Genomic DNA, 20,819 nt, shown 5'->3' on the forward strand with positions numbered 1-20,819 from the left:
ATAACTATTAAAAGTTTGTCCTTTCTTTGCCATAGAAAAATCCCCTCCAAGTAGCATTCTTTCCTTCATGGTAACATGAAGGTTTTTTTGAATGTCTACTTAAAGGGGACATTAACAAAGGCTCAATCACGACAGTAGCTTTTATTCATTCTTAATCTTGATAATCAGGGCGATCTTGTTTACGTATTTGATTGAGTGGTACAAATACATCCAAATGACGATACAAGTTCACAAATTCAGCTGGGGTGTCCCCGCCGTATTCACCGTCAAGGTTCAACATAACCGGATCTTTTGAATATACTTTTATTCTGTTCGCTTTTGCATAGATGACATGTGGATCATTGACATGCTCACCACGTAAGGCAAGTGAGGCAATGCGAATAAACTCAGCTAAATTGGTTTTCTTCAAAATCAACAAGGTGAACATTCCATCATTAATGGAGGCATCTGGAGCTAATTTTTCAAAACCGCCGACAGAGTTTGTTAAAGCGACAAGGAATAACATCGCTTCTCCTTCAAAAATTTTGCCATCGAATTCAATCGTGACATCCGCCGGTTTAATACTTGGTAGCATTTCTATTCCTTTTAAATAGTAGGCAAGTTGACCAATCATCGTTTTTAGCTTGCTTGGTACTTCATATGTGAGCTCTGTAATACGACCGCCACCAGCAATATTAATAAAATACTTTTTATCCATTCGGCCAATATCAACAGGGATTTTCTCGCCTTTGACAATAATATCCGCTGCTGCTTCTACATCACGTGGAATGTGCAGTGCACGAGCAAAATCATTCGTTGTCCCTGTCGGAATAATACCCAGTTGCGGTCGGAATTCCTGCTCTGCGAGTCCATTGACGACTTCATTAATCGTGCCATCTCCACCGGCAGCTACGACAAGGTCATACTTTCTCTCAACAGCAAGTCTTGCAGCCTTTGTCGCATCACCTTCACAAGTTGTCGCGTGACAAGAGGTTTCATATCCTGCGCGTTCGAATTTCTCTAATACTTCTGCAAGATGCCTTTTAAAAATTTCACGACCAGAAGTTGGATTATATATAATTCTCGCTCTTTTCATTACCCATCATCCTATAAAATAAAATAAGTGCTTATATATGTTTTTACTGTTCTTTATACTGTAATGAGCCATTGGTTCCATCATTTTACATCATACATTGTCCACAATCAGATAGCAATATTTAACCATTTCCTCTAGCCCAATCCTATTCTAATTAATCTCGACCGTTTAGACAAGTTTCATACCTATCTATTTCATTATTTAAGGAATATTCAGATTCCCACATTTCCCTTTTCTTTTATATTATAATCAACACAGAAGCGAATGTGCGAAAGAGGAGTGACACCATCGTGACCATACATAACTGGCGTAAATCATTACTATTAATTGTTATTATACTATTCACCGTTACACTAACTGCATGTGCCACTGAAACAACAACTGAAGAACAGACAACATTTTCACCAACCTTAACAGCTCACTTTATAGATGTAGATCAGGGAGAGGCGACATTATTACAAGGTGAAGATTTTACGATTTTAATAGATAGTGGGAGACATGATGGCGATGAAGTTGTACCCTATTTACAATCAGTTGGGGTAAAAGAAATTGACTTACTCGTTGGCTCTCATCCCCATGCTGATCATATTGGACAAATGCCTGAAGTAATTGACTCTTTTCCTGTCAAAGAAGTGTGGATGAGCGGAGCAGAAACAACGTCGAGAGTATATGAAGACGCAATAGATGCCATTATTGAAAGTGAAGCAGCTTACCATATACCAAGAGCAGGCGAATCATTTACAATTGGTTCAGCACAGATCGATATTCTTCATCCATCATCTGTTGAGGAAGATTTGAATAATAGCTCTATTGGGATGAAGGTCACTTATAAAGAACAATCGTTTCTCTTCACAGGCGATGCGGAAACATCAGCCGAAAATGAGATGCTCGCTTCAGGCAACATAGAAGCAGATATTTTTAAGATCGCTCATCATGGTTCAGATACTTCTAATAGCGAGGCATTTATAGAAGCAATCCATCCTGAAATCGCTATTTACTCTGCTGGTGCAGACAACTCTTACGGTCACCCAAATCAAGAAGTATTGAACCGCCTTCAGCAAATGAATATAGACGTGTACGGCACGATAGAAAATGGGACGGTTATCATTCAAACAGATGGCCATGACTACCTCTCCATAAATGGGGTAAAAGAGAAAAAAGATAACAAAGCAAACGAGGAAGTTGTCATTGAAAGCTGTCCTGCAGATCATATTATGATTAATGAAGCGAATGCTCAAACATTGCAACAAATCCATGAAATTGGCCCAGATCGTGCCGAGGAAATCATCGAGAAAAGACCTTTCACTTCCTATGATGACCTGCAACGCATTGCTGGTATTGGTCCAGCCAAAGCAAAAGAAATTGAAGATCAATCTATAATTTGTTTCTAAGAGGAGTGGAGTCGAGTGAATAAAGCTGTTATAGATAGAATGGAAGAAGGCAAAGCTGTGCTCCTAGTCGGTGATGATCAAGTGGAAAAAATAATTTCGGCTCATTTCCTACCACCTGACGCAGCCGAAGGTACGTGGCTTCTTATTACAATGAAGGAAGACGAAATAACTGAAATCATCATCGATCACGAGGCAACAAAAGCTGCCAAAGAAAGAATCAAGCAAAAACAAGCGAAGTTATTAAATAGAGGCAGCCGCTTTAAACAAGACTAATCAACACTGCGAAAAAGCACATCAACATTTTACTAGATTGATGTGCTTTTTTTCTTATACGCCCTCTAGTCATCCTCACGGGTGATAAATAAATGGGACAATGATGAGCAAGATGGCTATCATCGTGATTGTTTTCGTCAGAGACTTTGATAGCTTCTCTCTTCCTTTCCCTTTATACCAACCAGAAAATTGCCATTTATTCCGATAGAGCACAAATAATAGAAGTAAAATACCAAGAAAGCCCATCCAAGGTTGCGTAACCGTTTCTCCTCCTATTGTATAGACACCCGCTAACGCCGCACTTCCTAACCAACCTACTACTAAGAAGATAGCAATAATTCTTACAAGTTCAAAGACAATCGTCATTGTTTTGTCACTCCTTTTTATAAACAACTTCAAAGTCTTCACATACGACGAGAATTTTTTCGTGAAAGTCTTTCCCTAAAGGTGCTAGCTCTCGTTTAAAAAAGGCTTCATGTACCTCTCTCCAATAAGCTAGCGAACAATCACCCTCTCCTTCATTAAATGCATGATTCTCTGTTACCTCGTCAAAAGGCACGACCGTCACATTTGTCGTTTTAACAATCACTTTCGGCAACCCTTTGCCATCAAGAATGATATTCAACTGTCCGACTTGCGGCAAATCTTCATTTTCTAACTCGTATAAAAGGTAATTGGATGCTGTTGCTGTTTTCTTCCCTTCTGCAACTAGATCCACCAAGGCATCCGCCATTTCTTCACTATCACCGAACGCCCATGCTGCATAAGTATCGGGCGCTTCTGAGTGCTGCTGTCGATATTGCTGCCATATTTTATCTATTGCTGTCTGACTCATCTTTTATTCTCCTATTCACTTCTTCTATTATTTGTTGCGTGGTTTCCTCTTTGCTTAAAGTGCCATCGATGATTTTATCAAGCATCCATCCTGACTGTCTCAAGCATATGGATATGCGCCTCTCCTCTTCTCCATATAATCAGCTGCCGCATACTGTGACGCTCCATTTCGATGAATTTCAGCTAGCAGGACCGAGTAGTATCATCCAGTGGATTGAAAATGGTGCGACCTCACGTATAGGACAACACTCCGATTGTAAAAGAGGTACAGCGATTAAACAATGCCTTCGTTATCTCTGTTTTCCCTCCACCAGAAACGGCTGCAATTGCAATAATGAAGCTGTCTTTCTCTTTTATAAACGTCTGAGATTCCACCTTTTCTGATTCATCTCTCCTATATTCTTATGTCGATTATTTTCTATCTTATAAAAATAAGTGATTTCAAAAGCGAAATAACCCATCAGCAGTCCCCCACCCATTGCCGAATAGACTCCATTAAAAATGAAAAGAGGAATAAAAGCAAAAGAACTAGTCAAGGTAGCTATCGTTAGCGGTTTCATAGAGTCACTCCTTTTATATATAGACTTTCCTTTACTGGGTTAGCAATCATTTAATACTACTTTAAAAATACCAATTTTTTTCACTTTTTAAAACATATGCCAAGAAAATTCTTTTATTATCACTAACCAAGTTGAATTACCGACCAAATTTCAGTAATAAGGACCAATTATATGGATAAAATCACACGAAAAACGTTAGTTGGACAACAGTTTTCACCAAGGGATCAGCAATTTTTGATAAAAATCATTATGGTTAAGTTCTCATCAGATGCGGCTTTCACCTTTTTCTTTTAGAAAAACAACAAAATGACTGACTTTACGAAATGGCTTCAACTTTACATTTTTCCAAAAAGATAAGAAAGTAAAAAAAGCGTAAAAACAAGTAAAGAATTTACAAAGAATATTATCAGAATATTAATATAATTAGATGATTGAAACAATTTATTTGTACCATACTTTAGGGGGGATAGGATTGAGGAGAAAAATAAAAGAGCTGGGTTTATTATTATTCATTTTAGTAGTCATTTCAGGATGTTCAACAAGTAACAATGTTACTTTAGAAAGCAATGATTCTAAAAACGGGAACGGTAATGAAGGAACACTTATTATTGCCAGGCAATCAGACGTGGATAACTTAGATCACCACTTTATGTCGACTATTAATGCAGCCAGTGTGACTCATGGAAAGGTTTATGAAGGATTAGTTGCTAGAGATAAAAATGAAAATATTGTTCCTCTATTAGCTGAAAGTTGGGAACAGGTAAATGATACGACATGGGAGTTTCATTTGCAACATGGAGTAACCTTTCATGATGGGACACCCTTTAATGCTGATGCCGTTAAAGAGACATTTGAAAGGGTGTTAGACCCTGACCTAGGTGCCCCAAAAGCTTCTGCCTTTGAAATGGTCGAAGAGATAAAAGTTTTAGATGATTATACTGTACAATTCAAACTTTCCGAACCATTCTCTCCTTTACTATCGATTTTAGCAAGCCATGAAGGAGGAATTATTAATCCAAAAACGATCGAAAAATATAAAGGAGAGGTCATAAAAGAACCTAATGGGACTGGGCCATTTACATTTGAGTCATGGACACCCGGTCAAGCAATTATATTGAATAAGAATCAAAACTATTGGGGAAATCCCCCACATATCGACCGAGTCGAATTTAAAGTAGTGCCTGAAGAAACAACAAGAGTTTCTATGATTGAAACGGGTGAAGCACATATTGCAGAACCTCTTTCTATCCATATGATTGAAACGGTTGAAACATCAAAGAAAGGGAATGTGTACCGTAGCGAGGGCTTTGGTACAGAATATCTTGGTTTTAATATGCAGGCACTACCTTTTAATGATGTTCAAGTGAGAAAAGCTATATCACATGCCATTGAGATGGATGCAATCATTGATGGAGCTTTTAATAAAATTGGACATAGAGCCAATTCATTAATGGGGTCAAAAGTGTTCGGATATCATGAGGACTTAAAAGCTTATGAATATAATCTAAACGAAGCGAAGAGATTACTGAGCGCTGCTGGTTATGCAAATGGCTTTGAAGCTACATTACTCACAATGGATAACAAAGAAAGAATAAATCTTGCAGAAATATTACAATCGCAACTAATGGGAATTGGAATCAAACTTAACATTCAGGTTCTTGAGTATGGTTCATTTGTGGAGCAAGTGAATAAAGGAGATTCGCAATTATTTCTCATTAGTTGGAGGAATGCAACAGGTGATGCTGATTATAATCAATATAATCTTTTTCATTCAAGCTCACACGGTGCCACAGGCAATACGCTCTTTTATAGCAATAATGAAGTCGATGAATTAATTGAATTAGCGAGAGCTGAGACCGATCAAGAGAAGCGCCTGGAACTTTATGCAAAAGCACAAGAAATAGAAATGGAAGACGCTGCTTATGTGCCTGTAAGAGTGATAGAAAACTTAGCGGCCGTTGCGAAGAATGTTGATCATTTTTCTATAAGCGCTGCTGGTTACTTAGAAATCAATGATATTTTAATCAACAAAGATTAATAGGGAGGAAAATATACATTGAATTATCAAACCTATTGGCTTAAAAATGTAAAGATAGAAAGTGGATTTAAATGGGAGAATGGCCAAGCAGTAAAAACAGAGACAGAAACGGTTCACTTATTCATTAGTCATGGGAAGATTGAAAAGATTACGAATACCTTAGCAGATATAACAAATGATTACCCTCTAAAAGACGTAAAAGACTTATTGTTAATGCCATCCTTTGTTGAAAAACATGTCCATTTAGATAAAACCTATATGGGAGATAAATGGCAGTCTTGTCTTCCCGCATCAAGTGTAATAGAACGTTGTAATATCGAAAAGAATATTTTAAAATCCCTTCCTTCACAAACTCATGTTAGAGCAGGAAAGCTCCTGAAACAATTACTATCATTTGGATCGACACATGTCAGGACACATGTAGATATCTATCCTGAGGTTGGGCTTAAAAACTTAGAAGAAGTCCAAACGGCCATACAAAATTTCTCCGGTCAGATGAGCGTTGAAAGCGTCGCATTTGCACAACATGGTTTATTAAATAAAGACACGATTAGTTATATGAGGCAAGCAGTTAAGCATGGGGCAGGCATTGTAGGCTCGGTAGACCCAGCTACTGTTGATAATAATATCGAAGCTTCATTAGTACAATTAATGGATATTGCTGTGGAAGGAAATGCTGACATCGATTTACATTTACATGATCCTGGACATCTCGGGACATTTACAATGAAAAGACTTGCCCATCTCACATTAGAAGCTGGGTGGCAAGGTAGAGTTTTCATTAGTCATGCATTTGGATTAGGCGGAGTATCGTTGGATGAAGTAAAAAAAACAGCTGAACTTCTTAAAGCAGCAGAAATATCTATAGTCACTAGCTTACCGACCGGGAGAGATATACCACCTGTAGATTTCTTAGACGAATATGGTATACAAGTAGCGATTGGAAACGATAATATTTTTGATTCCTGGTGGCCAACGGGGAATGGGGATATCTTGGAAAGAGCAACAAGATTAATAGAGCGATATAGATGGACAAACGAAATATCTCTATCACAAATATTAAAATATATTACAGGCGGCATTACAACTTTGGATAGAAATGGTCATCAGCAATGGCCAAAAACCGGTGACTCTGCCAATTTCTTATTTATGGATGCATCTTGTAGTGCCGAAGTCATTGCTAGACGTATAAAACCAAATGGCGTTATGTATAAAGGAAACTTAGTTTATGGTGAACTATGCAAGAAAGAGCCTGTTAATGATTAATGAGATATAGGCAGAAACTAAATAGTATTTCAGCAAAAGATGTATCCGAATGATTAGGAGGAGAATCTACCTTCTAATTATTCGGATTGTTTTATATCATTGAGAATAGTGGAATCGACAGGAAAACACTCGACACCTACAGGATTAGGACCAGCTCCCTCCCCTCAGAAAACGAGTATCTGTAGTGCGCTGGAACGAATTTGTTTAGCAACTAAACTATGTTATAAATCATCATTCGCTATTGTTCATTATTTCTGGCTAAGTCATTTAGTTAGCTACTTGCCTTATTCTGCCTACTTCCAAATTTGCCAAAAAAGACTGTATTCATAAATATAAACAAAAGGTATAAAAGTATAGATGAAATGATTCCAACAAAAAATGATAGATTGTATAATGGCTCTAAAGATGAAATAAAATGTCCTGAGAGACTTAATCCCCCTGCCATACACATAGCTAAAATTGCTGATTTGTTTACACCACTAGAGTAATAATGATCTCCTTTATTATGATAGAGCTCCTTTATATCAATTTTCTTTTTATCGATAAGAAAATATTGTGTAATCATGATTCCAATGACAGGACTCAATAATCCACCTACCATGTTTAAGAATGTGAATATACTAGTTGAATTCTCCATCAACTTCCAAGGCATAATAACCATCCCTGCTATGGAAATGATAATAGCTGCACTTTTGGAATTGATTAACTTTGGAAAAAGAGAAATTAGCTGATTAATAGCAGGAATTATATTTCCGGTAATATTAACAGAAAGCGTAGATAAACAAACCGTAATCAGTGATAAACAAACCACTAGCTTACTATCGAACTCACCAATCACATCAAGTATATTCCAAATAGGTTTGCCATAAAGCATTTCTGTACCTTTAATAATTGAAATACTAGCTGCAGCAAATAGGCCATAAGAAACCATTATCCCCAAAAATTGACCGAGCGATTGTTGAATGGTTGTTCTAGCATACCTAGTGTAATCAGAAACACTCAATATAGGCGCCACCCAAGTAGCTAATAAAGCTGACATGCAAGTAATCATAGTAAATATATTTGTAGCAGAGATATTTGTAGCGCCATGCAAAAGGATTGGTTCTACTCCCCCTGCTTGACCAATAACCCAAATACTCATGCCTCCGAATATAAGGAAAACCAATGGAGTAATCACATTGGATAATTTTCCAAGTGCTTTCATTCCTCCAAAAGAAAAGCATAAGTTGATGAACCAAAATACAAGAAATGAAATAAGATGAGTAAGGCTAAGACCAAATAATGTCCATTCACCACCCAAATTTATATAAGCAGGCCAGAATTGGCCAATTAAAATGGTGATTGCAAGGCTCCCAGCATAAGTTTGAAGCCCAAACCACATAATTCCTGCAATGATTCCTCTCAATACTCCTGGTAATAACGCACCTGCACCGCCAAATGATGTTTTAAGAAACATCACAAAGGGAATGCCATATTTATTTCCTGCATGCCCATTGAGCTGTATCAGAATAGTAAGTAGAAACGCTGAGGCGAGAATAACAACCATGACTTCGGTTATAGAAAGTCCTAATGCAAAAAAACCCCCTACCGTTACATAGGAGGGGATATTATGAATAGATCCCATCCATAAAGAGAAAAAATGACTGAAGTTCAAATTTCTTATGGTGGGTTTAGTAGGTTGCAGAGCGAAATCCTCTTCCACTCTATCTACCATAATAGATTTACCTGGATTCAAGTATAATCCCCCTATTATTTATTAAAATGGTTGTTGAAAATGGTATAAATCCAAACAATACTACATAGGGTACCGGAAATGAAAAAGCTAATCCAAATAGCAGTGAAATTTCCTACAACAGATATAAAAGCATAACCACCTATCATTCCGATTAATGAGGAAAAGGGAATAATCGAATGTATTGGTCCTTTACTTAAGATAATATAGAGCATAGGAATAATTAATGAAGCGTACATATGCCCAAAGAAAAATAATAGTTCTAAAAGAGAAGGAGAAAAAATACTTACGACTACTAATAAAAGTACACAAATAAAGCCTGAAGTTAGATAAGTAAGATTCCATTTATCCCTGTTGGTGAGCGATAAGAAAACCTGTAATATATTTCGCACGATTAATACAGTGGTGGCTTGTAATTCTGAACTAATTGCTGCTGAAATTGCGCTGAAACAAAATAGAATAAACAAAAAAACAAACAGGGTGGTTTGAATTCTATTAATTAGTTCGAATAATAAAGAAGTAATATTATCGTAGCTACCACTATAGATAATAATCATCAATAAAGATGACAAAGCCAATGGAATAGTCATCCATATAAAACCTGCTAAAGTAAAGGTTAACTGGACCTTAGCAGGTTTTAATAAGAAGACTCTTTGCCAAGTCGAACGATCAATGATCACTTGACCAAATCCAATTAATATAGCAGTCATAATAAACAACATAGCATCTGTGTTTTGAAAATATAACAGGTAAGGATGGTATAATTTGATTCCTTCAAATACTGGGTGCACACCATTTTGAATGTAAAAATAAACAGGAATTATGATGACAGCAGCAAATATTAATGTCACATTTACACTAGCTAGCTGATGAATTCTCTGCATCCCACCCATTCCACCAATGAGAAAACAAACAAATAAAAATAATAGCATCCCCAAATAAATTGGAATAGGAAAAACAATATGAAGGAGAATAGCCGCCCCCATCGCTTGCACGAATATGGAGTCCAAACTCGTGATTAAGAGGATACAAATCATGTACCAGTAGCCGCTAGGATTGAGTTTCTGACGTAATACATCACCAATGGTTAAATGGTGGGGGAAAGATTGACGTATCCTCTTTGCTACCATTCCAAAAAGGATCAGGCTTAATGCCCCCATAAGGGAATAGCCTATTCCTCCTACCATTCCATACTTTAATAAAGTTTCAGGAGAGGAAAGGATGGTATTCCCCGTTACCCATCTCGCTAATAGGCTCACGATTCCAAAACTAACCCCTAATTTAATTGCTCCACTTATATAAAATTGATAGTCCTGTTTATTCAACGATAGGGCACCTCTAGGCGAAATTCTCTTGGCGTCATTCCAGTTAATTTACGAAACATTTGACTAAAGTAATGTTGACTATTAAAACCGCATTTTTCAGACACTGTATGGATGCTCAAAGTCGGCTGTTCAATTAACATCTTCTTGGCTATGTTTAGACGGTAATCATTTAAATATTCAGAAAAACCCAAACCCACTTCTTCATGAAACTTCCTACTTAAATAAGCTGGATTCATATGACTCTTTGAAGCCAAGTAATTAAGTGTTATTTTCTCACTATATTCTTGTTGTATGATTTGAATCGTTTGAATAATTGATTCTGAATACTGACCTAATTGTTCATATTTATTTAAAACACCTATTAGTTCATCCTCTATGACAGGTTTGGTTATATAATCAACTACACCAAGCCGAATAGATTTTTGAGCATATTCAAAACTTTGAAAAGCGGTAACCATAATAATATCCATTGTATAATTTTGCGCTAATTCACTGGCTAACTCTAGACCAGATTTACCCGGTAGTTGAATATCTAAAAAGGCAAGAGAAATATTGTGTTGCTTGTTGATTTGAACAGCCTGAGACGCATCATTTGCTTTGTAGATCGTCCATTTAGGAAATTGGTTTTTTATCAAATATTCGAGTTGTTCAAGTTCTAGCATTTCGTCATCGACTAATAAAATATTCATACTTGTTTACCCTCCTATAATCATTCATTCCTTTGTTATATAAGGGAAAACAGCTACAACGGTTGTCCCAGTTTCTGAGATTAGTAAATTTATACTCGTCGTCTCTTTCGAATAAAATAGATGCAATCTTGCCTTTATATTTTCAAGGCCTATACCCACTTCATTATAATCATCGATTGCTTGATTATTCGCGCTGTTCCAGACAGTAACTTGTATGGATTGTGAACACTTTTTAACTGTAACCTTTAAGAAGGCTTCACCTATATGTTTTTCAAAAGAGTGCTTAAAAGCATTTTCAACAAGGGTTTGAATTAAAAAAGGGATAATTAATGCTTGATGAACATCTTCATCCGCTTCAATCTCATAAAAAAGGCGATCCCTAAACCTTGTCTTTTGAATTTCGAGATAATATTTAATATAAGTAAGTTCATCATTAACCGTAATATTGTTGGTGTTGGTTTGATATTTAAATTTCAATAGTTTAGAAAACGTTTCAATTGAATAGACTAATTCTTTTTTTCTATCTAACCTTGCTAAACTTAATATCGAGTTAAGCGTATTAAATAAGAAATGGGGTTGAATTTCTTGGTTAAGCTGGTTATATAAGGCCATTTGTAATTCTCTTTCAATCGCGATTTCTTTCTTCTCTTTCTCTATTAAATCGATTCTTTTCTCAAAGATAAACAAAAAAAGCAAGGTGAAAGCGCCAATTAATGGTGCTAATACACAGAGAATAATATAAATAGAGAAACTTTCTAGGGATATCACTTTCCCACTCCTTTATGTAAGAGAAGGGGGAGTCATGCACTCCCTTCAGCGCGTAGATATAGAAATATCGAAATTTTAGTTGGAATTGAGCAGTATACTTCAGATCCCTTTTTGAGAAGCTCGATCCTTGAACCGCTAAAAACATGAGGTTAGCCTCCGAAAATGCGATAACCTACTCTTTCAATTAATGATGCGTTTGTTTACCGCTTAGATCAAAGGGTAGACTCCCTTTATTGATATTTTATATTCTTGTAAATATTTTGTATAGAGAAATTATTATCCCACTATATTTTTTCCACCATATGACAGCTCACAAAATGGCCTTTCTCCAACTCCCTTAACTCTGGCTCAGTTTCTTGACAAAGATCCGTAGCAAATGGGCATCTTGTATGAAAACGACATCCTTTTGGCGGATTAATAGGAGAAGGTACATCCCCTTTTAAAATGATGCGTTCATGCTTTATAGTAGGATCGGGTACAGGGATTGATGATAATAGTGCATGTGTATATGGATGCATCGGTTTATCGAACAGACTTTTTTTATCTGCGATTTCAACGATTTTTCCAAGGTACATAACCATTACTCGGTCAGATACATGTCTAACAACGCTTAAATCATGTGAGATGAATAGAAAAGTTAAATTAAACTGTCTTTGTAATTGTTTTAATAAATTTAATATCTGCGCTTGTATAGAGACATCCAATGCGGAAACTGCTTCATCACAGATAATTAATTTAGGATGAACTGCGAGCGCTCTAGCAATGCCAATACGCTGCCTTTGGCCACCGCTAAATTCGTGTGGGTATCGTTCCAATGATTCTAACGGTAGACCAACGTATTCTAATAGTTCTTTCATTCTTTCCGGCCTTTTCTCTTTTACAACTGACTTCTGTGTAGCCATCGCTTCATTTAAGATTTGTTTTACTTTTTGTCTAGGGTTAAGTGATGCGAAGGGATCTTGAAAGATAACTTGTAAATCCCCACGTAACTTTCTCATGTCCTTCTTCTTAACAGTAAGGAGATTTTCTCCTCCAAAATAAATTTCTCCAGCTGATGGTTCATCTAGTCGTAGAATAGCTCGGCCAGTCGTTGACTTTCCACAACCCGATTCACCTACAATACTTAATGTTTCTCCCTCATACAGTTCAAATGAAATGCCATCAACTGCTTTTACCACCGTTTTCGGCTTAAACAAAGCATCATTTTTCACTGTAAAATGTTGTTTTATATTATTTACCTGAAGGAGTACTTTTCGCTCAGCTATGCTTTTCATTTAGACACTCCTCCTCCCTCTTACTCTGATTATTCCAATTATCGGAGTATATCCAACATCTCACTTTTGTATCATCGCTAACTTCGAATAATTCAGGGTTTCTTTCAGAACAAATATCTTTACTATGAGGACATCTTGATGAAAAACGACAGCCCTTTGGCAGATTATATGGGCTAGGAATTGTACCTTCAATTGTTCTTAACTCCTCTACATCCTCAGTTATATTTGGCAAAGATGCTAATAATCCTTGTGTATACGGATGTTTAGGATTGGCAAATAACTCCTTAGAAGAGGTATGTTCTACAATATTCCCCGCATACATGACGACCACTTGATCACAGGTTTCTGCCACGACACCAAGATCGTGAGTAATCATAATCACACCCATCCCAAGCTGTTTTTGTAAGTTTTTTATTATTTCAAGAATTTGTGCCTGTATGGTTACATCTAAGGCAGTTGTTGGCTCATCAGCTATCAGTATTTCAGGGGAACAGGCAAGAGCCATCGCAATCATTACACGTTGGCGCATCCCACCACTTAGTTGAAAAGGTTCTTGCTTGGCTCTTTTTTCCGGTGAGGGAATGCCTACTAAACGAAGCATCTCGACCGATTTTTCCCAAGCTGCTTTTTTCCCTAAATTTTGATGTAATCGAATAGCCTCAGCAATTTGCTCGCCAACAGGTATAACCGGATTTAAGGATGTCATCGGCTCTTGGAATATCATTGAAATATCATTGCCTCTTACCTTCCTCATTTCACTTTCTGGTAACTTAACTAAATCTTTTCCTTTAAATAAGATAGATCCTCCAGCAATTTTTCCTGATGGGGAGGGAATGAGACGAAGAATCGAAAGAGAAGTCATGCTTTTTCCACACCCAGACTCTCCTACTATTCCAAGTGTTTCTCCTTTATTCAGAACGAAATCAATGCCATCAACCGGTTTGCTAGTTCCTTTTTTCGTAGTAAAATAGGTCTTTAATCCCTTCACTTCGAGTATAGGTATCTCTTTTTCCGCCATATTTGCGCACCCCATTTTTAATTTAAATCTATACGTTTATTAAATAATCTATAGAAAATATCAACCAATAGATTCACAATCACAAAAATAAGTGACGCGACTAGAACCCCGCCTTGAACCATTGGTAAATCTCTCATTCGTATCGCATCCACAATCATTCTCCCTAGTCCATTAATAGCAAAGATGGACTCAACTAACACCGTGCCGCCTAGTAAAGCACCAAACTGTAAACCTACGACTGTGATTACCGGTATAAGGGCATTCCTTAAAGCATGTTTGAATATGATGATTGTTTCTTTGATTCCTTTCGCTCGTGCAGTACGTATATAATCTTGGCCTATAACTTCTAACATACTAGACCTTGTCATTCGTGCTACAATGGCTGCGCCCCCTACTCCTAGGGTAATGGCCGGCAGGATGATATGAAGAGGGCTATCCCAACCTGCTACAGGGAGAATTTGTAGCTTTACGGAAAAGAAATACATTAACATTAACCCCAACCAAAAACTCGGTAATGATATGCCTAATAAAGCAATTAACATGACCCCTATGTCTTGTAAAGAGTATGGTTTTATAGCTGCAATGATCCCAGCAGCCATACCGAGGAAAATGGTTATAAGAATACTAACAAAAGCTAATTCCATTGTTATTGGAAGCCTTACTAATATCTCGTCTAATACAGGTTGACTACTTTTTAATGAAGTACCGAAGTCTCCCTTTAACAGACTTGTTATATAGTCAAAGTATTGAATAATGAGGGGTTGATTCAGTCCTAGCTGCTCTCTTAACGCCTCAATCGTCTCCTTAGACGCTCCTTCTCCAGCTAGAATAACAGCTGGGTCTCCAGGTACTAGCTGCATGATAAAGAATACAACAAAAGTGACACCAATAATGACCGGGATTGTTTGGAACAATCGCCTAAAAATAAACATTGCCATTTTCAAAACCTCCTATTATTAGTTTTTCATTCTAGGATCTAACGCATCTCGTAAACCATCACCAAAAATATTAAATCCTAGAACCAAAATTGAGATGGCCAGGCCAGGAAAAAGGGCAATATATGGAGCTGAGAATAAAAAATCACGCCCACTACTTAACATTGTGCCCCATTCAGGAGATGGAGGCTGTGCACCTAATCCAAGGAAGGACAACCCTGCTGCTGAGAGAATTGCTGTGGCTAATCTTAAAGTCCCTTGGATAATAATAGGAGATAGAATATTAGGCAAAATATGTTTAAAAATAATGACGAAATCATTTGCACCTAGTGAACGAACGGCATCGATGTATTCCAGTTTTTTCACCTCTAGAGTGGATCCACGTACAATTCGAGCAAATAATGGAACTGAAAATGCCCCTACTGCAATGGTTACATTAATTAAGCTTGGTCCCAATGCAGCTATAATCGCTAAAGCAAGTAAAATCCCTGGAAAAGCGAGTAAAATATCCATCACTCTCATAATGATAGAATCCACCCATTTTCCATAATAGCCAGCGATTAATCCGCACATTATGCCAAATAATGCGCCAAAAGCTACTGCTGCAAACCCTACGCCCATTGATAAACGACTACCATATAAAAGGCGGCTTAAAATATCTCTACCTTTATCATCAGTCCCCATCCAATGATCAGCAGAAGGAGGAATAAATTTGTTATCCAAGTTAATTGCATATGGATCATAAGGTGCGAGTAAAGGAGCAAATAACGCAATCAAAAGATAGAAAATAATAATCATTGCACCTATCATTGCTGCTTTATTGCTAAGAAGTATGGCTAATGCATTTTTTATCTGTGATTCCTTTGGTTTGTTTAAAACTTGAGACACTGAATGATTAAGCTCGGATTTTACTTCAATAGACATTGCATCTTCCTCCTGTAATATTTATGAATGGATAGTATGGTCGTTTCCAACAGTAAGTCCCCCTTAGAATTGAAGAATAATCATGTGAATAAAATTATCAAATTTAAATAGAAAGTAAATAATTTTCAGAATATTGATGAAGAAAATGAAAAAAGAAGTAAATATAATATAAATATTTTAAAAAATCATCCTCTATAATGCAGATAAGCATTAAATTTAATGTAAACATTCACTTAAGAAAAGAAAGAAGGGAAAGTATGGTTGAAAGGTTGCAAAAGAAAAACATCTTAATAGGATTCATCGTATTAGTATTAACTCTTTTCACAGCATGTTCAACACAATCTAATAGTGAGAGTGCAAATGCGGAAAACGAAGATACAGCAAAAGAAGGAGGTACACTTTCAGTAGTCCGCTTATCAGATGCAACAAAGCTTGACCCTCATTTCATTACAGATATACCTTCTGCTAATATTACTTATCAAAAGGTGTATGAAACACTCGTAGTCCCTGATAAGGATTTTAAAATACAGCCTCTTTTAGCAACAGAGTGGGAAGTAATAAATGAGACAACTTGGGAATTTAAGCTTCGGGAGGGAGTAAAGTTTCACGATGGAACGCCATTTAATGCGGAAGCTGTGAAAACAACATTTGATAGGTTGCTAGATCCTAAAACAGAATCCCCGCAAAGGGAAAAGCTAAGTATGATAAATGAAGTAAAAATCGTAGATGATTACACTGTGCAATTGTTATTAGACTATCCATACGCACCCTTACTCTCTATTTTAGCTAGCCAAGAGGGAAGTATAATAAGTCCAAAAGTATTAAAAGAAAATCCAGATCAATTAATGGACCATCCAGTAGGTACTGGACCTTTTCTATTTGAACATTGGAAGTCAGGGCAAGAAATCTCATTAAACAAAAATAAAGATTACTGGGGAGAAAAACCTAGTCTGGATCGTGTCGTCTTTAAAGTTGTGCCAGAGGATGCTACTAGATTAGCCATGATTGAAACAGGAGAGGCACACATAAATGATCAAGTACCCGTAACTGAACTTGACCGTATTGTGGCATCAGATAGCATGGGGCTATATCGGACGGAGGGCCTTGCTGTAGAATATATAGGCTTTAATACTTCTAAAAAACCATTAGACGATATTAGGGTAAGAAAAGCCATTAGCCATGCAATTGAAAGGGACTCAATCATAAAAGGTGTTTATAATGATGTCGGGACACTCGCCAACTCGGCAATGAGCCCTAAAGTATTTGGATATAGCGAAAATGTTGCTCCATTTGATTACGACCTTAATGAAGCAAAAAAATTATTAAAAGAAGCTGGTTTTGAAGATAACCTTAACTTAACACTACTTACGAATGACAGAAAAGAAAGAATCAACATGGCTGAGGTGATCCAATCTCAATTAAAGGGAATAGGTGTAAATATAGAAATTCAAGTAATGGAATACGGTTCGTATATTGATACAATTGATAAATCTGACCATGATTTATTTATCGGCGGATGGGGTAATGCTACCGGTGATGGTGATTATAATCAATACAACTTATTCCACTCGGATTCTCAAGGTTCACCAGGTAACCACTTCTATTACAGTAACCCGGATGTAGATCAATTGATTGAAGCAGCACGACAAGAAACAAATAATGATAAACGATTAGCGTTGTATGAAGAAGCTATGGAAATAGAACTAGATGAGGCTGTATATGTACCTATCCGTAATTACGAGCATCTAGCAGTTCACAGTAAAACTGTTAGTGGTATGTGGTTAAATGCGGCCAACTATTTAATGATTAATGAAGTGAAGCTAAAATAAAATCTTATATTATAACGGGGTTAACTAGCTAAAAAACTCTATTTCCCCTTTAAAAACTCTTTAGGAGGTACAAAATGACAATTCAATGGTTATTAAATGTAAAACTAGAGAAGTCTTTTGACATAGAAGATGGTGAAATCCGAGGGACAAAAACGGAATTATGTCATTTAAAAATAGAGGATGGCACGATTACTGAAATAACGAATCAGTTACCCGAAACTCATGAATTGAGCATAGATGGACAGGGGTATTTGTTATTACCCTCATTAAGAGATATGCATATCCATATTGACAAAACATACTATGGGGGTCCATGGAAAGCATGTACACCTATAACTAATGGCATCTTTACAAGATTGGATGAAGAAAAAAAGTTATTACCAAAGTTGCTACCAACAGCACAAGAACGTGCTGAAAAAATGATTGAACTATATATAGCAAATGGGCATACACATATACGCACACATTGTAATATTGATCCTGTCATTGGTTTACAAAACTTGGAGGCAACGGTAAATGCCTTAAAAAAATATGAAGATGTACTTTCTTATGATATTGTCGCTTTCCCTCAACATGGATTGCTAAGAAGTGATTCTGTGCAACTAGTTAAAGATGCCATGAGAAATGGCGCTACATTGGTTGGTGGCGTTGACCCTGCAACTGTCGACCGTAATATTGAAAAGTCATTATATACTATATTTGATATTGCAAATGAAAATAATAAAGGTGTAGACATTCACCTCCATGATCCGAACTCATTAGGTGCTTTTACCTTTGAAAGAATGGCATATTATACTGAACAAACAGGGTTGAAAGGAAAAGCTACGATAAGTCATGGCATTGCGCTAGGGGACTTAGATGAAAGTAAACTAACCGACATAGGCGAACAATTAAAGGAACAGGAGATTGATATTACTACAACAATTCCAATTAATAGACCAACTATTCCCGTTCCACTATTAGATAAGATGGGCATTACTGTTTCAGTAGGACATGATAGTATTACTGATCATTGGTCGCCTTTTGGAACAGGTGATACTATTCAAAAACTTTCTATTTTAGCAGAGCGATTTAAAATGAGTGACGAACATTCATTATCAACAGCTTTAAAATATGGTACAGGTGGGATTAAACCGTTAAATGCAGACGGTGAAAGAGTGTGGCCTAAAGTAGGCGATGAGGCAACGATGATGTTAGTGGATTCATCATGTTCCGCTGAAGCCATAGCTAGAAGAGGTGCCATCAAATCACTTTTCTTTAAAGGAAAAAAGGTAGAAAGCAAGCTAGGGTCAGAGCAAACTATATAATCGAAAGGGGTTATATCGTGAAAAAGAAATTTTGGCTAACAAATGTATTGCTAGAAGTAGGATATGTTGGAGATGAAAATAACACATATACCACCAAAACAGACTTATACCATTTAAAAATTGTTGATGGAAAAATTGTTGAGAAAAAAGAAAAAAAGGATAAAATTTCTCCTGAAGAGAATCAAATTGATTGTAAGGGTCTTCTGGCCATACCTAGCTTAAAAGAAATGCATAATCATTTAGATAAAACATACCTATCGCTAGATTGGAAGGCTTGTACACCTGCCAAAAACTTAGAAGAACGGTTGCGCCTTGAAGCAATGGAATTAGAGGAACTCTCAACTACAGTTAAACAACGAGCTTCTAAAATGATTGAACTTATACTTTCTAAAGGTTCCACACATATTCGCACTCATGTAAATATTGACCCGTACATTGGTTTAAAGAATTTAGAAGGCGTATACGAAGCGCTTGATAGCTATTCTGATCAACTAACCTATGATATTGTCGCTTTTCCGCAACATGGATTATTAAAAGGGGACGTCATTCCTTTAATGAAAGAAGCCTTAAATTCTGGTGCTACACTTATTGGGGGGTTAGATCCAGCTGGAATAGATAAAAACATTGAGCAATCATTATTCGAGGTAATGAATTTAGCGACCGAATTTGATGTTGATATCGATATCCATCTCCATGATGGTGGGCATGTAGGCTATTATACGATTGACAAGTTAGCTGAGATGGTCGAAGAAGCAAAATGGCATAATCGTGTAGCAATTAGCCATGCTTTCTGTCTAGGCGAAGTTCCTTTACAACAAGCTGAGCATATGAGTGATCAATTAAGCGATTTGGGGATCTCAATTATGTCCACCATTCCTATCACAAAATCACTACCACCTATTGCATTACTGGATAAAAAAGGCGTGAATGTTCATCTTGGTTGTGATGGATTTTATGATTCATGGGGTCCGTTTGGTAACGGAGATGTTCTGGAAAAGGTAACGAGGTATTGCGAGACTTATAGAAAGAGTGATGAAATCTCACTCAGCCAATCTTTAAAATATGCAACTGGTGGGATCACACCATTAAATAAAGCTGGGGAACATCAATGGCCAAATGTAGGTGATGAGGCCAGCCTAGTTTTAGTCAACGCATCCTGTACTGCTGAGGCAGTAGCGAGAACAAGTGAGAGGAAAGCGGTACTCAATAAGGGGAATTTCACCCAAATCCAACAGCATAAATCTTTTATTACTACTTAAATATTAGCTAAAAGCTAGAAGAGATGGTATCTCTACTTAGCTTTTAGCTTATTTTAGTTTGGTGAATATGAGTGACAAGGTCCATCAATTCTCTCTTTCTCACCAAATAGACGATTATAGACCACCAGGTTGTCATTCTTAAACACTCTATCAATTTATTCCCCTAAATGTCTCGACACCCCCATCGATCACTTCTTAAAACTAGGCTGTTTTCGTAAACTTTGTTGTTTTTGCTTATGATTATTTTTGATTAACAGGAACAATTGTTCTATAATAGAAATAAGTGAATATTGAGGTGTAGAATATGAGACCAAATCTAACA

General features: G+C 36.8%; 19 protein-coding genes. 7 read left to right on the plus strand and 12 right to left on the minus strand.

What is annotated here, in order from left to right:
- Nucleotides 1-151: 151 nt before the first annotated feature.
- The gene (locus LCM23_RS25045) at nucleotides 152-1,075 is read right to left on the minus strand and encodes a diacylglycerol kinase (protein ID WP_095370585.1); all 924 of its coding nucleotides are present in this window, start codon (nucleotides 1,073-1,075) and stop codon (nucleotides 152-154) included.
- Between the two features lie 290 nt (nucleotides 1,076-1,365).
- On the opposite strand from LCM23_RS25045, the gene LCM23_RS26135 reads away from it, so the two are divergent.
- Both LCM23_RS26135 and LCM23_RS25055 read left to right on the plus strand, forming a co-directional pair.
- Nucleotides 1,366-2,466 (plus strand): MBL fold metallo-hydrolase, encoded by a 1,101-nt coding sequence (locus LCM23_RS26135; RefSeq protein WP_224939247.1) that lies wholly within the window; start codon nucleotides 1,366-1,368, stop codon nucleotides 2,464-2,466.
- A gap of 15 nt (nucleotides 2,467-2,481) precedes the next feature.
- Nucleotides 2,482-2,739: a DUF3006 domain-containing protein gene (locus LCM23_RS25055; RefSeq protein ID WP_224939248.1), complete on the plus strand. Its 258-nt coding sequence runs from the start codon at nucleotides 2,482-2,484 to the stop codon at nucleotides 2,737-2,739.
- 75 nt (nucleotides 2,740-2,814) lie between these two features.
- Here the strand turns inward: LCM23_RS25055 and LCM23_RS25060 are convergent, their stop codons facing one another.
- The 3 genes from LCM23_RS25060 to LCM23_RS25070 form a co-directional block, all read right to left on the minus strand.
- The gene (locus LCM23_RS25060) at nucleotides 2,815-3,105 is read right to left on the minus strand and encodes a hypothetical protein (protein ID WP_224939249.1); all 291 of its coding nucleotides are present in this window, start codon (nucleotides 3,103-3,105) and stop codon (nucleotides 2,815-2,817) included.
- 7 nt (nucleotides 3,106-3,112) lie between these two features.
- On the minus strand, nucleotides 3,113-3,574 hold the full coding sequence (locus LCM23_RS25065) for an ASCH domain-containing protein (protein WP_224939250.1): 462 nt from the start codon (nucleotides 3,572-3,574) through the stop codon (nucleotides 3,113-3,115).
- Nucleotides 3,575-3,804: 230 nt separating this feature from the next.
- Complete coding sequence (locus LCM23_RS25070; RefSeq protein ID WP_157733799.1) at nucleotides 3,805-3,948, minus strand: hypothetical protein; 144 nt, start codon at nucleotides 3,946-3,948, stop codon at nucleotides 3,805-3,807.
- Between the two features lie 612 nt (nucleotides 3,949-4,560).
- On the opposite strand from LCM23_RS25070, the gene LCM23_RS25075 reads away from it, so the two are divergent.
- Nucleotides 4,561-6,171: a glutathione ABC transporter substrate-binding protein gene (locus LCM23_RS25075; protein ID WP_263624446.1), complete on the plus strand. Its 1,611-nt coding sequence runs from the start codon at nucleotides 4,561-4,563 to the stop codon at nucleotides 6,169-6,171.
- A gap of 18 nt (nucleotides 6,172-6,189) precedes the next feature.
- Entirely contained in the window at nucleotides 6,190-7,437 is a 1,248-nt protein-coding gene (locus LCM23_RS25080) for an amidohydrolase (protein ID WP_224939251.1), read from the plus strand.
- A 271-nt stretch (nucleotides 7,438-7,708) separates the two neighbouring features.
- Here LCM23_RS25080 and LCM23_RS25085 read toward each other — a convergent pair whose 3' ends face one another.
- The 8 genes from LCM23_RS25085 to LCM23_RS25120 all read right to left on the minus strand — a co-directional run bounded on the left by LCM23_RS25085 (nucleotide 7,709) and on the right by LCM23_RS25120 (nucleotide 16,102).
- Complete coding sequence (locus tag LCM23_RS25085) at nucleotides 7,709-9,172, minus strand: cytosine permease (protein WP_224939252.1); 1,464 nt, start codon at nucleotides 9,170-9,172, stop codon at nucleotides 7,709-7,711.
- Between the two features lie 14 nt (nucleotides 9,173-9,186).
- Nucleotides 9,187-10,494, minus strand: coding sequence for an SLC5/6 family protein (locus tag LCM23_RS25090; RefSeq protein WP_224939253.1), 1,308 nt, complete (start codon nucleotides 10,492-10,494; stop codon nucleotides 9,187-9,189).
- Entirely contained in the window at nucleotides 10,491-11,183 is a 693-nt protein-coding gene (locus tag LCM23_RS25095; protein WP_095370595.1) for a response regulator transcription factor, read from the minus strand. Before LCM23_RS25095 ends, LCM23_RS25090 begins: the two co-directional genes overlap by 4 nt.
- Before the next feature lie 24 nt (nucleotides 11,184-11,207).
- Complete coding sequence (locus LCM23_RS25100; RefSeq protein ID WP_095370596.1) at nucleotides 11,208-11,951, minus strand: sensor histidine kinase; 744 nt, start codon at nucleotides 11,949-11,951, stop codon at nucleotides 11,208-11,210.
- Nucleotides 11,952-12,235: 284 nt separating this feature from the next.
- Nucleotides 12,236-13,225, minus strand: coding sequence for an ABC transporter ATP-binding protein (locus LCM23_RS25105; RefSeq protein WP_224939254.1), 990 nt, complete (start codon nucleotides 13,223-13,225; stop codon nucleotides 12,236-12,238).
- On the minus strand, nucleotides 13,209-14,243 hold the full coding sequence (locus tag LCM23_RS25110; protein ID WP_224939255.1) for an ABC transporter ATP-binding protein: 1,035 nt from the start codon (nucleotides 14,241-14,243) through the stop codon (nucleotides 13,209-13,211). Before LCM23_RS25110 ends, LCM23_RS25105 begins: the two co-directional genes overlap by 17 nt.
- Nucleotides 14,244-14,260: 17 nt before the next feature.
- The gene (gene nikB / locus LCM23_RS25115; protein ID WP_224939256.1) at nucleotides 14,261-15,181 is read right to left on the minus strand and encodes a nickel ABC transporter permease; all 921 of its coding nucleotides are present in this window, start codon (nucleotides 15,179-15,181) and stop codon (nucleotides 14,261-14,263) included.
- 18 nt (nucleotides 15,182-15,199) lie between these two features.
- Nucleotides 15,200-16,102 (minus strand): ABC transporter permease, encoded by a 903-nt coding sequence (locus LCM23_RS25120; protein ID WP_224939257.1) that lies wholly within the window; start codon nucleotides 16,100-16,102, stop codon nucleotides 15,200-15,202.
- Nucleotides 16,103-16,359: 257 nt separating this feature from the next.
- Between LCM23_RS25120 and LCM23_RS25125 the strand changes: the two genes are divergently transcribed.
- From LCM23_RS25125 to LCM23_RS25135, 3 genes are all read left to right on the plus strand, one after another.
- Nucleotides 16,360-17,931 carry a glutathione ABC transporter substrate-binding protein gene (locus tag LCM23_RS25125; RefSeq protein WP_095370600.1) on the plus strand — a complete coding sequence of 524 codons (1,572 nt, stop codon included), beginning with the start codon at nucleotides 16,360-16,362 and terminating at the stop codon, nucleotides 17,929-17,931.
- A gap of 74 nt (nucleotides 17,932-18,005) precedes the next feature.
- Nucleotides 18,006-19,238, plus strand: a complete 1,233-nt coding sequence (locus tag LCM23_RS25130) for an amidohydrolase family protein (protein WP_224939258.1) — start codon at nucleotides 18,006-18,008, stop codon at nucleotides 19,236-19,238.
- A gap of 17 nt (nucleotides 19,239-19,255) precedes the next feature.
- Entirely contained in the window at nucleotides 19,256-20,497 is a 1,242-nt protein-coding gene (locus LCM23_RS25135; protein ID WP_224939259.1) for an amidohydrolase, read from the plus strand.
- Nucleotides 20,498-20,819: the final 322 nt, after the last annotated feature.

Origin of the sequence: Cytobacillus kochii (genome assembly GCF_020171845.1) — a bacterium.
Taxonomy (GTDB): domain Bacteria; phylum Bacillota; class Bacilli; order Bacillales; family Cytobacillaceae; genus Cytobacillus; species Cytobacillus kochii.